Source organism: Gemmatimonadota bacterium (assembly GCA_039715185.1).
Classification (GTDB): domain Bacteria; phylum Gemmatimonadota; class Gemmatimonadetes; order Longimicrobiales; family RSA9; genus DATHRK01.
Window position 1 is genome coordinate 1 of the sequence record JBDLIA010000094.1, and the last position, 12,018, is coordinate 12,018.

Consider the following 12,018-nt stretch of genomic DNA (forward strand, 5'->3'; position numbering starts at 1 on the left):
CCTTGCAGCCGACCCCGTGGCGCTCCCAACGCGGCTCGCCACCCTTTTTCAGCGACCTGCTAGTGGGCTGGCCACTAGGAGTCTCGCTCCACCGCCGCCACCACCCGTTCGATGAACGCGTCGGTCTGACTCCGGCCGATCCAGCGTAGCACGGCTACCAGTCGGTGGTCCGGGTCCACCCAGATCACGTTGTCGCCCCCGCCCAAAGCGAAGAAGCTGGACTCGGGAGCGCTCGGATAGAGGCCCCGGTCTGTATTCAGCCACCACATCATGCCGTACACCGGGCGGATGGCGGTCGGCGTGGTGGCCGCGTCGATCCACGCCCTGGAAAGCACGCGGCGCTCCCCCCACAGCCCTCGCCGCAGGTGCAGGAGTCCGAAGCGCGCGTGGTCACGCGCCGATATCCACAGGCCGCCCCCCCAGTGCCCGCCGCCGCTGACGGACTGCACTCGACGCCCGGCCACTTCCGTCCAGGACGTTCGATAGCCGTGCCACTGCCAGGTGGGAGACGCCCCGATGGGATCCATTACCCGTTCGCGCAGCACCTCGGGCAGTGGACGCTGCCAGACGTGCAGCAGTGCCAACGCGGCCAGGTTCACGCGCACGTCGTTGTACTCCCAGAACGACCCGGGCTCGCGTAGGGCACGGTCACGCCCCGCCCTGCGGTCCGCGACGTCGGGCTTGCCCCACAACTCGCCTTCCCACTCGCTGCGCTGCTGCAAGAGCATGCGCCAGGTGATCGGCGAGTTCTGCTCGGAGGCGAACCGTTCGGGCACCACCGAGGCGCCGATCCGCTCGTCGAGGCCCCGGAGCAGGCCCCGGTCCAGCGCCACACCGGCGAGCGTCGCCAGGTAGCTCTTGGTCACGCTGAAGGTCATGTCTACGCGCCGAGCATCGCCCCACTCCGCGACGATGTAGCCATCCTTGACGATCAGCCCCGCGGCCGGTCCGCGAGGGCGCATCGGACCCACGATCTCACCGTACGGGTCCTGGCCCAGGCGCGCGGTGAGCGCGGCCTCCAGGTCGCGGGGCATGGCATCGGCTTCGCCCCGCTCGGCGATCCGGACGGCCTCCGCGAGGCGACCGGGGTCCACGCCGAGAGCCTGGGGATCACGCCTCTCCCAGCGTCCGGGGGGCGGGACGTAGACGGCGCCGAGTTCACCGGTGGCGGGCGCACCGGCGGCGGTCGTTGCGGGGGCCACCTGCGCCTGCCGCGCGCAGCCCGCGGCCACGAAAAGGAAGAGGGCGGCCGGGGCGAGGATACGCCCGGTGCTCGCGACGCGCCTAGCCACCGCCCGGCCCCTGGCCGAGGTCTTCGGGCGCGGGGACGTGCCGAGCGCTCGCGCCGTCGGGGCCCAGGATCGAGCGCGCCTTGGTGACGAGCATGTCGACCGCGACGTCGTTGTATCCGCCACCGGGGACTATGATGTCCGCCCAGCGCTTGCTCGGCTCGACGAACTCCAGGTGCATGGGCCGCACCGTGAGAGCGAACTGACGGAGCACCGACTCGACGGCCCTGTCGCGCTCTTCGATGTCCCTCCTGAGCCGCCGCATGAGCCTGACGTCCGGGTCGGTGTCGACGAACACCTTGATGTCCATCAACGCCCGCAGGGAGGGCACGGCGAGGATCAGGATTCCGTCCACGATCAGAACTCTTCCGGGCCTGACCGTGCGGGTCTCCTCCAGCCTCTGATGGTCCGCGAAGTCGTAGATCGGCACCTCGACCGGGTGTCCCTCGCGCATCTCCTCCAGGTGGCGGACCAGCAGCTCCGTTTCCAGCGAATCGGGGTGGTCGTAGTTGATCTTCGCGCGGTCCTCCAGCGGCAGGTCGCCCAGGTCGCGGTAGTAAGCGTCGTGGTGAATGACCGCCACCCTCGGCACGGCCAATCCCTCCACGATGCGCCGGACGACGGTGCTCTTGCCGGACCCGGATCCACCGGCCACGCCGATGAACACGGGCCTGCCCGTCTCTACCACGGCAAGCCCCGAAAGGCGTCGTCCAGCACCACGAACGGACCGCGACCCCGCAGGTCCGGCGCCGGGCTCGTGAGGCGACGCAGCATGCCGGGCGCCCGGTGGTAGAGAAAGGCGATGGTCGCACACACCAGGGCGTCTACCGTCCCCTCCTCCACCTCCTCGACGGCGCCGCCGCCGCGAATCGAGAACCGGCGGACCCACGCATCCCATATCGGCCGCGCGGCCTCCCGAGCGCCCTTGCCTCGGCCGTAGCCGTGGATCAACTCGAGGCTCTCCCTGAGCGCGAAATAGATGCACGAGCGGGGATGGGTCTCCAGGATCGTCCCGACCACCCCCCCGAGATACTCGGTCAACTGCCGCCCGCGCGCCGGGATGGCCTTCAGGGAGTTCTGCGACACGACCCAGTCCCTCGACCCCGACGGCAGCATCCTCCGGAGCGCCTCGTCGCTTCCCCTCAAGCCCCGGTCTTCGTCGAGCGCCCACGTCAGGGGCGCGTCGATCGCCACGGAGACCACCGACTCGGAGCCGACGTAGTCCACGATCTCCCGAAGGCTCATCGTCCGCGGCGGCTCGACCAACTCCGGCCAGCCCTCGGCGTCCACGAGCCGACAGAGCCAGGTGTTGGTGGCGCCGGCGATGTCCACGCCCGCGTATTCGATCGACATCGTGTCGCCTCGCTCCTGCCGGGTCATTCCGGAACCCTGCCAGATTCCAGCACGCGCGGCGCTTCCTCCGCCTGAAGGCGAGCGGCCGCTCCCTCCATCCCGCGCATGGCGCGCAGGAGGTTCAGCCCGGCGACCTTGCGCAGGTCGTCCTCCGAGTGCCCGCGCCGGAGGAGCTCGGCGAAGAGGTACGGGAAGCGGCTCACGTCCTCCAGCCCCACGATGGTCGACGAGATGCCGTCGAAGTCGGAGCCGATGCCCACGTGGTCCACGCCCGCGACCCGCATCATGTGCTCCATGTGGTCGGCCATGTCCGCTAGCGTGCCCCTGGGCGGCGGGTTCTCGACGGACCACGCTGCCATTTCTTCGGCGATCGCATCCGTGTCATCCAGCCGGGCCGACAGGTCTTCGCGGGCCGAGTCGCGCGCCGCCGTCCAAGCGCCGGCTGCGGGCGCCACGAAAGGCGGAACGAAGGTAGCCATCACGACGCCGCCGTTCCGGGCGAGTAGCCGCAGCACGTCGTCCGGCACGTTGCGCGGGTGGGGGTTCAGGGCGCGCGCGGACGAATGCGAGAAGATCACCGGGGCGCGCGACACCCGCAGCGCGTCCAGCATCGACTCCCGGCTCACGTGAGAGATGTCGACGAAGATCCCCAGTCGGTTCATCTCCCGAACGACCTCTTCGCCGAACTCCGTAAGCCCCCGGTGCTGCGCGGCGTCGGTGGAGGCGTCCGCCCAGTCGTGGGTGCGCGAGTGCGTCAGCGTCATGTAGCGCACGCCCACGTCGTGGAAGACCCTGAGGGCCGCGAGCGAACCCTCGATCGCGTGTCCTCCCTCCACGCCGATCAGCGAGCCCACCCGTCCCGCGGCCTGGATCCGTTCTATGTCCGCCGCCGAGTACGCCATCTCGAGTACATCCGGATACGCGTCGGCTAGCCTGTGCACGGCGTCGATCTGCTCCAGCGCGCGCCGGAGCGCGCCGCCCGGCATGTAGTCGACGGACACGTACGCCGACCAGAACTGTGCGCCCACGCCCCCCGCTCGCAGCCTGACGAAGTCGGTGTGGAAGCGGTCCACCGAACCCCGCAGATCGAAACGCATGGGATCCCCACCCGCGTTTTCCAGAATCTGCGATGGAAGATCGTTGTGGCCGTCGATAACGGGCGCGTCGGCCAGGATCGCTCGTGCGCTCGCGAGCAGCGCCGGGTCGGGCTCCGGCCACTGCTGGGCGGACGCCGAGCGCGGCGCGACCGCCAGGAAGAAAGCCATCAGCACAGCCGCCGCGGGGGTCGTCACCGGGACACCTCGGCGCGCGTTTCTGGTCGGGGCCATCGGTCTTCAGGCCTTTGATTTCAGTCCAAGTCGGGGGCCGAATGGGCGAAGCTCATCGCCGATTCGGGCGGTCGTGTGCGGACATGGGGCGCGCGGAACGCACCTGTCCGGTGGGGTATCATTGAACCTGGCGGTCGAGTGGTGCAAACCCGGGTCCTTCCCCGCGCGAAGGGACCGGCGCAACCCGACCCGGCTCTGGGGAGGAGGAATCGGTTGGACGAACTGATCGTCGTCACGTACCCGCAGCCGCTTACGATCGAAGCCCGGCGCATGGATCATCACACAGTGCCGGACGACGGGATCGGGCTGGCGTACTATTTCCGAGGCAACGTAATCGCCCGCGGCGTCGTTTCGCGGGAGGGCCTCGAGGCGATCGACAAGCTACTCCGCACCCCGGTTCCCGTCGCGCTGGCCGCCAGCGAAGACGAGGACGGCAACATCGACGCGCGCGTCTGCCTGGTCCTGCCGGTGCAGGGACAGGGCGAGGACGGCGCGGACGACGAAGGCGCCGAGGAGCCCTGGCGCAACAGCGTGCCGTCGGCCTCGTTCGAGGACAGCGTGCCGGCTCCGCCCTGGGAGCAGGACGACGGATCACCCTACGGAGGCGAGGGCGGAGACAAGGCTCACGTGGCGTTGCTCCCCATCGGCAACGTCGTCCGAAGCTCGGCGGACCGGCACCACTCCGACGTCGCCGGCGACGCCCGAGAGATGCTCGAGAATCTGTTGGCCGGTCAGGCTCGGGACGCGGATCAGAAGGCCATCGACGACCTCCTGCGGAGCCTCTAGGTGTACCGTAACGGAAGTTGGGTGAGCACCGAAGCGCGCGAAGCGCCCGCGAAGCAAGGCGCCGCGACGAAGCGTAGCCGTAGCTACGGTGGGAAGCGGCAACGATGCGCTCGCGGGATGCAGCGCACGCTGAATGCCATCGAAACTTCCGTTACGGTACTCTAGGTTGGCCGCACGGATGGCGGGCGCAGTGGCCTCCCTGATGTTCGCGGCGGCGCTCGCCGCTCCGGCCGCTCTGCGGGCGCAGGACGCGCCGCCCCCGCTGGATCTCATCCCGACCGACTCCATCGCGTGGCGCGAAACCGCGTCGGGGATGGCTTTCGCCTTGGTGGCGGGATCCACGCGTGACGAGGGCGGCAGCTACGGGCTTCTCGCGCGCCTCGACGAAGGCCAATGGATCGCGCCGCACTGGCACCCGCGGGACAAGCACATCGTCGTTCTCTCCGGGGTGCTCCTGATCGGGTCGGGTCCCAGCGGCGACCCCGAGGGCGCGCGCGAGCTCGCGGCCGGCGGCGCCACCACGGTTCCCGCGGAGGCGGTGCACTACGAGGGCGCACGGGGGAGGACCGTCGTCCTCTTCTACGGCGAAGGTCCGCTTACCACCACGTTCGTCGGCGGCGGCTGACGGAGGCGCCGGCTTCGCGGCCCCTTCCGCGCGCGCCAGGCCCCGCGCGTCACGCTCGAAGCTGGACACCGACTTCCAGGCTCTCCTACCTTCCCGTCATGATCGCCGCTCAGTCCCTGTCGATTTCGCCCGCGACCGAAGCAGAGGCTCGCTACAGAGCCGTCTTTCGTCGCCTGCACGCCGGTCACGCGGCGTGCCTGGACGACGAATGGCTGAGCCGGCCGTGCGTGGACCGGACCGGGGCGGCGTTGTCTCCGGTGGTCTGGTCCCGGCGGAACGGTCCGTGGACGCCGGTGTCCGTGCTGTGGATAGGCGCGGCGCCCGGCAACGCGGGCGGGCGGGGCGCGGGCGACATGGGAGCGCACGGAACGCGCATACCGTTCGGCGGCGATATCGCGGGGGCCAACCTCGACCTGCTCCTGGACGCCGTCGGGCTGGACCGCGACCGCACGTTCATCGCGGCCGCGCTGAATCAGTTGCCGGATAGAGGCGGAGGCGAGCCCAGCGCCGCCGAACTCTCCCGCCCGGTCGGAGACTACTCGAACAGCGTGGCCGTCCTGCGGGACACGATCCTGGCCAGCGGCGCCGCCCTCGTGATCGCCCTGGGGAACGTGGCCATGCGCGCCTGCGTGGCGGCTGTCGCGCCCCCTGGGGCCGCTGGTGAGACCGTGCTCCTGCCGAGCCTGGAGCGGCTGCGACGGGCCGGGCTCGAGCGCGGATTCGCGACCGACTGGCCGGTGGGCGACGCGCTGCCGGGTGTCGATCCGGGTTTCCTGGCCGACTGGCGTGGGACTTGGCCCGGCCCGCCCCCTCGCCTCCTCTGGCTCATGCACCCGAGCGCCCAGAACATGAGTCCGCACGCGGGCGCGGACACCGGGTTTCACCGCCGCATGGTCCAGACTCTACGGGCGCTTCGGGGCGCCCTGGGGAGGCCGTTGCCGGGCTCTCTCTCGCCGGCCCGCGACCGCGTCGAGAAGACGCCCGCTCCGGGAGTCTACGGCACCCTCGAATGGCGGGAGCGCGTCGGTCCGCGCCACGCCGAGCTCATCCGCCTCTGGCGCGAGAAGGGCTTGTAGGGTGGGATACGCCCCCCGGCCTCGAACCCGCGGGATCCCGACGGTGCTCGTGCGGCTTTCCACCGACGACGGCGAAATCGTCTTTCGCGCTCGCTGGAAGCAGGCGCCGCTGGCGCTTCAGAGGCGCATTCTGTATAGGATGCGTGAAGGCAAGCCGCTGTGGTTCGAGGACGAGCGCGGACGCGATCTGTGCTTCCGTCCGGAGTGCATCTCCGGCGCGGTGGTCGACGGTCGCACCGAGCACGCGCTGAGAGCCGGATAACCTCCGGCCGGGGGCGTGGACGCGCCCCAACGGCCGTACGATCGCGGAACGAATCGGGAGATCGGTCCATGCTACGTATCATCAACCCCACCCGCCTTCTGGCCGTAACCCTCGCCCTGACGCCGGGCCTGGCGTCGGCCCAGGAGCAGGATGTTCAGATCGACATCTCGCCCTTGGCAGACGGGGTCTGGATGCTCACGGGCCGAGGCGGCAACATCGGGGTGGCGGCGGGAGACGACGCGGTCTTCATCGTGGACGACCAATTCGCGCCGCTCACCGAGCGGATCTCCGCGGCCATAAGGACGCTCGGCCACGGCGACGTGGAGTTCGTGTTCAATACCCACTGGCACGGAGATCACACCGGCGGCAATGAGAACTTCGGCCAGGCCGGCGCGCTGATCGTGGCTCACAGCAACGTGCGCGAACGCATGAGCGTCGAGCAGTTTCTCGAGGCCTTCAACCGTACCGTGGAAGCCTCACCGCCCGACGCCCTTCCGGTCGTGACTTTCACGACCGATATCGCGTTTCACCTCAACGGCGACGACATCGAGGCGGTGCACGTGCCCAACGCGCACACCGACGGGGACGCGATCGTGTTCATGAGGAACGCGAACGTTCTGCACATGGGAGACACGTACTTTTCCGGGCGCTACCCCTTCATCGACCTGTCCAGCGGCGGCTCGATCGATGGCGTAATCGGCGCCGCCGACGTCGGCCTGGAGCTGGCCGACGACGCGACCCGGATCATACCGGGGCACGGGCCGCTTTCCAGCCGCGAGGATCTGGAGCAGTACCGGGACCTGCTCGCGACCGTTCGCGACCGGGTCGCGGTGCTGATCGGTGAAGGGAAGTCGGAGGACGAAGTCGTGGCGGCGGCACCCTCGGCGGAATGGGACGGGACCTGGGGCACCAGCTCCATCGGCCCCGAGATGTTCATTCGGACGATCTACTCGAGCCTGACGCGCTAGTGTACCAGGCGCAGGGCGCTCAGTCGTCGATGGCCTCGATCACGGCGGGGGCGGGCTGCCCCCGCTGCAGGCGCTTGTCGAAGTCGTGCGCTTCATCCAGCCGTCCCAGGTGGTCCTCCATGAGCTCCAGGCGCTGCTCGAGGAACGCCACTCGCTCCTTGACGATCTGCACGTGCTCTCCGCCTCCCTGCCCTTCGCGCCAGCTCTTCATTGCTTCCACCAGAGGTTTCGCCGCGAACCGCAGCGAGAACGCCGCTATGGGGATCAGGAACATGAGGCTCCCGAAGATGATCGCGGCGAGGGGTATCAGCAGGTCTGGGTCGTTCATCGGTAGCTCCGTCGGGTGGCGTTCGGTTGCGGGGATCGAGGTTGCGGCTGCCGCCGGCCTCAGTCTCCCCGGAAGTACGTAAGGCCCATCGCGGCCTCCACGCGAGCCATCGTGTCCCGCGCCACTTCGCGCATGGCGCGGTTGCCTTCGGTGAGGATCGCCTCCACCAGCCCGGGCCGTTGGGCGTATTCCGACCGGCGCTCGCGCACGGGGTCCAGGAAGTCGTTGATCGCCCGGGCCAGCTTCGTCTTGACCTCCACGTCGCCCACCGTACCCGCGCGATAGCGAGCCTTCAGATCGTCCACCTCGGCCACGTCCGGGTTGAAGGCGTCGTGATAGATGAAGACCGGGTTACCCTCCACCCGGCCGGGAACGTCGGCGCGCACCCGGTTCGGGTCCGTGAACATCCGCCGCACGCGCTTCTCCACTTCCTGGGCGCTGTCGGAGATAAGAATGGCGTTGCCGAGCGACTTGGACATCTTCTGCTTGCCGTTGATGCCGGGCAGCGTCGCCACATCGCTGAGCAGCAACTCGGGCTCCGCGAACACCTCCCCATACAGGTAGTTGAAGCGGCGCGCGATCTCCCGGGTGATCTCGACGTGGGCCGCGTTGTCCTTGCCCACGGGGACCACGTCGGCGCGGGGTAACAGGATGTCGGCCGCCTGCAGCACCGGATAGCCGACCAGACCGAACGGCAGCACGTCGAGCTCGGCCGACGCCGCCATGTCCTTGACGCTGGGCAGCCGCTCGAGCCGGGGCAGGGTCACCAGCATGGAGAAGATCAGCGCGAGTTGCGCCGTTTCCGGAATCGCCGATTGGATGAAGATACGCGACCTCTCCGGGTCGATCCCGAGGGCCAGGTAATCCAGCATCATCTCCCGGATATTGTGCGGGACTTTGGCGATCTCCTCCTTCTCGGGCCTGGTGGTGAGGGTGTGCAGGTCCGCGATTATGAAGAAACACTCGTAGTCATCCTGCATACGCACGCGGTTCTTCACGCTCCCGACCCAGTGCCCCAGGTGTAGCCGTCCGGTCGGCCTGTCTCCCGTCAACACTCGCTTGCGACCATCGCCGCTCAATTGCTCCTCCTCACGCCAGCCTCCGAGCCGCCCCCGGGAACGCCGTCATTTCTCGTCATTGCCCTCGCCTCCATTGCGCGGGGTCCCCGAGCCGCGCGATCCCGCGCGACGGAAGGACTTGTTTCCGGGCGCTCCCGACCGGCTTCCGGACGCTCCCGATCGGCCTCGCCTGTTCCGGCCGCCCCGTGCCCTCCGCGCCGGGATGACCGTGCCTTCCGGGGGCACCTCCGCGGACGCCGCCAGAAGATCGCGCAACTCGGCCGGGAAAAGGTGCGGTAGCCGCCCCCTCGGGAGCAGCGCCTCACGAAGCGCTCGCCGAGGCGCGTCACGCCGGAAGAAATGGATTGCCGTGGCTGCCGGAATGCCTTCCACATCAGCGCCCCACGCCGCCTCACCGGTTTCGCGCGCGATCCAGGTGGTCGCTCCGTCGGAGAACACTATGTCCTCCTCGCCGCCGACATCGGCCGGATCGCTCCCGGGCTCGCGCTCGTCGCCGGAAAGGTGTCCCATCAGCTCCCGGACGGGAATCGGACCCACCCGGTCAGGCTCCATCGGACCCACCGGACTCCGCCGCCCTCCGCCCGCCGGGCTCGGCGGCGCCTCCGTAGTAGTCCACCCAGAAGTCCCGATCCTCGCTCAACCTCAGGCGGTGGAGCCGGACGCCACCTTCCAGGCCCCCGGCGACCCGCGGCCAGAGCCAGCGCACCAGGTTCTCGCTGCTCGGAATCGCCCGCCCCTCGGCGAAGTCGTCGATGACGTGGTTCAGGTGCTGGTGATCCAGCGGGCCGACCACGCTCTGGAGGTGTCGATCCAGCGCAAACAGGTCCGCGGCGAAGCCTGTTTCATCTGCGACGGAACCCGCTATGGTCACGTCCAGGGTGTAATTGTGCCCGTGGCCGACCGGGTTGGCGCAGGCGCCGAACACCTCGCGGTTGCGCCGTTCGTCCCAATCGGGGCGGTAGTAGCGGTGTGCGGCCGAAAAACGCACCCGCCTGGTCAGATATGTGAGTCCCATGGGGCCCAAACCTAGGGCCGGCGAGGGCGGAAGTCATGGGGGGTATGGCCAATTTCTTGCGTCAGTACCATCGCTCAAAGCGGGGCAATCGGGCGAAGTTTTGTCCGCATTGCTCGGGCGCCGCTCGGAAACCGGCCAACGGTGACAGGGTGATCGATCAGCACGAACACCGCCCCAGGCGAATCCTCGTCGCGGAGGACCATCGCGACAGCTTGGAGGCCCTGCGGCTGATGTTCGAGGCCGCGGGCTTCGAGGTGATCACGGCGGAAAACGGACTGCAGGCGGTTGCGAAGGCGCAAAGCGAGCGTCCCGACATCATCCTCATGGACATGATGATGCCGTCGATGGACGGGTTCACGGCCACGCGGACCCTGCGCGATCGCGCGCTCACCACGCCGATCATAGCGGTCACCGCGATGGAGGGAGCGCGTGTGCGCGCGTTGGAGGCCGGCGCGGACGATTTCGTTCCCAAGCCCATCGACTTTCGTGCTCTGTGCCGGAAGGTGAAGCGCTGGCTGGATGGTGGCGTGGCCATGCCCGCTGAAGGACCCGGCAGCGCCTGAAAAAGGACCAAAAAACGGGGGCCGGACCGCCCATTGGCCCGACCCCCATGACCCCAGCTCGTTGAGAGCTCACCTCATGAATCCGCGCCCCCCGCAGGCGGTTCCCTTCCTATGGGCGGGTCATGAGTGCACGATCGGCAACGACGTCCGTTCGCGCCCTTCCGGAGCCACCCGCTCCACCAGAGCTTTCAGCGCCGTCGACCGGACCGGGCGCACGACGTAGGCCCGGCACCCCATCCGTCTGACGCGGGACACCACGTTCGGGAGCGCCCGGTCGATCACCGCCACGACCGGCGCGGTCGTGAGTCCGGCCCGTGCCAGCTGCTCCGGCAACGACGTGCCCGGAAGCGTGTTCGACTTGTAGTACGTCACGATGAGGTCCGGCCGATGATTGGCGGCGAGACGTAGAGCGTGGGAGTCATCGGGAGCGGACAGCAATCCCCAGTCGCTGTAGCTCACAATGCCGGAAAGGGTCGCGTAGGTCTCGGCGTCGAGACCGACCGCGAGGAGCAAGCGCTTGTTCATGACCGCAAGCCTTGGCTTGGCGGACCCCGCGCCGAAGCGCGAGTGGGGAGAGCGGGAAGTCCCAATAGAACGCTAAAGCAGGGTCACACGGGTGTCCAGGGTTTCGTGATGGCCCCTGGATCCGCTCGCGCGGCCAGGCCGAGCGTCTGGGGGTCGACGCCCATGGACAGCGCCCGCAGGACGTCCTCACCGTAGAAAAGCCGAATCCACTTGGCCTGTATGGGCGTAACGCGGCGCACGGCCCAGACGAGTTCGACGTAGTTGGGCTCGCGGGGAGCTGAGCGAAGCCGCATTCCAACCTCCTTCGGAGTGCGGTTGCCCTTGCGATTGTTGCACGGCGAGCACGCGGCCACGACGTTCGCCCAGGTGTTGTCACCACCGCGGGACAGGGGCAGGACGTGATCCCGCGTCAGGAAGTGCCGACCCTTCAAATCGGCGCGGTGCCGCCCGCAGTACTGGCAGCGGTAGCGATCCCTGGCGAACAGGAAGGTGTTGGTGACCTGCCTGCGAAACCGTCTGGGAACGTGCACGAAGCGCACGAGCCGGATGACGAGGGGACACGGTAGCCTGCGCCGCTCGGACCGAAAGACTCGAGCGGCGTCGGCTTCGAGGATCTCCGCCTTCTCATCCAGCACGAGGCGCAGAGCACGCCGCAGCGGCAGCATGGTCAAGGGCTCGTACGAAGCGTTCAGGGCAAGACAACCCACTCGCGTCTCCCCACATCTAGTGTGCCGGCGCGGAAGTCCCGTGTGCACCGAGGCGCGTGATGCGCCCGCGGGGCAAGGCGGAACGACGCGCCGTAGCCGTCGCTACGGCAAGGA

16 protein-coding genes are annotated in these 12,018 nt (G+C 68.8%); 6 read left to right on the top strand and 10 right to left on the bottom strand.

Going from position 1 to position 12,018, the window contains the following annotated elements; translation table 11 throughout:
• Positions 1 to 74: 74 nt before the first annotated feature.
• Genes ABFS34_13760 through ABFS34_13775 form a run of 4 tightly spaced genes read right to left on the bottom strand, consistent with a single transcriptional unit; the run spans position 75 to position 3,934 of the window.
• Positions 75 to 1,292, bottom strand: a complete 1,218-nt coding sequence (locus ABFS34_13760; GenBank protein ID MEN8376507.1) for a serine hydrolase — start codon at positions 1,290 to 1,292, stop codon at positions 75 to 77.
• A complete protein-coding gene (udk, locus tag ABFS34_13765) occupies positions 1,285 to 1,977 on the bottom strand; it encodes a uridine kinase (protein ID MEN8376508.1) in 693 nt (230 codons plus the stop codon). Before udk ends, ABFS34_13760 begins: the two co-directional genes overlap by 8 nt.
• Positions 1,971 to 2,642: a DUF429 domain-containing protein gene (locus ABFS34_13770; GenBank protein MEN8376509.1), complete on the bottom strand. Its 672-nt coding sequence runs from the start codon at positions 2,640 to 2,642 to the stop codon at positions 1,971 to 1,973. Before ABFS34_13770 ends, udk begins: the two co-directional genes overlap by 7 nt.
• A gap of 23 nt (positions 2,643 to 2,665) precedes the next feature.
• Positions 2,666 to 3,934, bottom strand: coding sequence for a dipeptidase (locus tag ABFS34_13775; protein MEN8376510.1), 1,269 nt, complete (start codon positions 3,932 to 3,934; stop codon positions 2,666 to 2,668).
• A 249-nt stretch (positions 3,935 to 4,183) separates the two neighbouring features.
• On the opposite strand from ABFS34_13775, the gene ABFS34_13780 reads away from it, so the two are divergent.
• From ABFS34_13780 to ABFS34_13800, 5 genes are all read left to right on the top strand, one after another.
• Entirely contained in the window at positions 4,184 to 4,756 is a 573-nt protein-coding gene (locus ABFS34_13780) for a hypothetical protein (protein MEN8376511.1), read from the top strand.
• A gap of 190 nt (positions 4,757 to 4,946) precedes the next feature.
• Complete coding sequence (locus ABFS34_13785) at positions 4,947 to 5,381, top strand: cupin domain-containing protein (protein ID MEN8376512.1); 435 nt, start codon at positions 4,947 to 4,949, stop codon at positions 5,379 to 5,381.
• Between the two features lie 98 nt (positions 5,382 to 5,479).
• A complete protein-coding gene (locus ABFS34_13790; protein ID MEN8376513.1) occupies positions 5,480 to 6,457 on the top strand; it encodes a uracil-DNA glycosylase family protein in 978 nt (325 codons plus the stop codon).
• Between the two features lie 43 nt (positions 6,458 to 6,500).
• Positions 6,501 to 6,719 carry a hypothetical protein gene (locus ABFS34_13795; GenBank protein ID MEN8376514.1) on the top strand — a complete coding sequence of 73 codons (219 nt, stop codon included), beginning with the start codon at positions 6,501 to 6,503 and terminating at the stop codon, positions 6,717 to 6,719.
• 68 nt (positions 6,720 to 6,787) lie between these two features.
• Positions 6,788 to 7,687: an MBL fold metallo-hydrolase gene (locus ABFS34_13800; protein MEN8376515.1), complete on the top strand. Its 900-nt coding sequence runs from the start codon at positions 6,788 to 6,790 to the stop codon at positions 7,685 to 7,687.
• 19 nt (positions 7,688 to 7,706) lie between these two features.
• On the opposite strand, the gene ABFS34_13805 is transcribed toward ABFS34_13800, so the two are convergent.
• From ABFS34_13805 to ABFS34_13820, 4 genes are read right to left on the bottom strand one after another with little or no spacing between them, the layout of a single operon-like run.
• A complete protein-coding gene (locus ABFS34_13805; protein ID MEN8376516.1) occupies positions 7,707 to 8,015 on the bottom strand; it encodes a hypothetical protein in 309 nt (102 codons plus the stop codon).
• A gap of 59 nt (positions 8,016 to 8,074) precedes the next feature.
• Positions 8,075 to 9,094: a tryptophan--tRNA ligase gene (gene trpS, locus ABFS34_13810; GenBank protein MEN8376517.1), complete on the bottom strand. Its 1,020-nt coding sequence runs from the start codon at positions 9,092 to 9,094 to the stop codon at positions 8,075 to 8,077.
• A gap of 45 nt (positions 9,095 to 9,139) precedes the next feature.
• A complete protein-coding gene (locus ABFS34_13815; GenBank protein ID MEN8376518.1) occupies positions 9,140 to 9,646 on the bottom strand; it encodes a hypothetical protein in 507 nt (168 codons plus the stop codon).
• Positions 9,636 to 10,109 carry a 6-carboxytetrahydropterin synthase gene (locus ABFS34_13820; protein ID MEN8376519.1) on the bottom strand — a complete coding sequence of 158 codons (474 nt, stop codon included), beginning with the start codon at positions 10,107 to 10,109 and terminating at the stop codon, positions 9,636 to 9,638. Before ABFS34_13820 ends, ABFS34_13815 begins: the two co-directional genes overlap by 11 nt.
• A 149-nt stretch (positions 10,110 to 10,258) precedes the next feature.
• Between ABFS34_13820 and ABFS34_13825 the strand changes: the two genes are divergently transcribed.
• Positions 10,259 to 10,672, top strand: coding sequence for a response regulator (locus ABFS34_13825; protein ID MEN8376520.1), 414 nt, complete (start codon positions 10,259 to 10,261; stop codon positions 10,670 to 10,672).
• Positions 10,673 to 10,792: 120 nt separating this feature from the next.
• On the opposite strand, the gene ABFS34_13830 is transcribed toward ABFS34_13825, so the two are convergent.
• Positions 10,793 to 11,197 (bottom strand): hypothetical protein, encoded by a 405-nt coding sequence (locus ABFS34_13830; protein ID MEN8376521.1) that lies wholly within the window; start codon positions 11,195 to 11,197, stop codon positions 10,793 to 10,795.
• A gap of 83 nt (positions 11,198 to 11,280) precedes the next feature.
• Positions 11,281 to 11,904: an HNH endonuclease gene (locus ABFS34_13835; protein ID MEN8376522.1), complete on the bottom strand. Its 624-nt coding sequence runs from the start codon at positions 11,902 to 11,904 to the stop codon at positions 11,281 to 11,283.
• Positions 11,905 to 12,018: the final 114 nt, after the last annotated feature.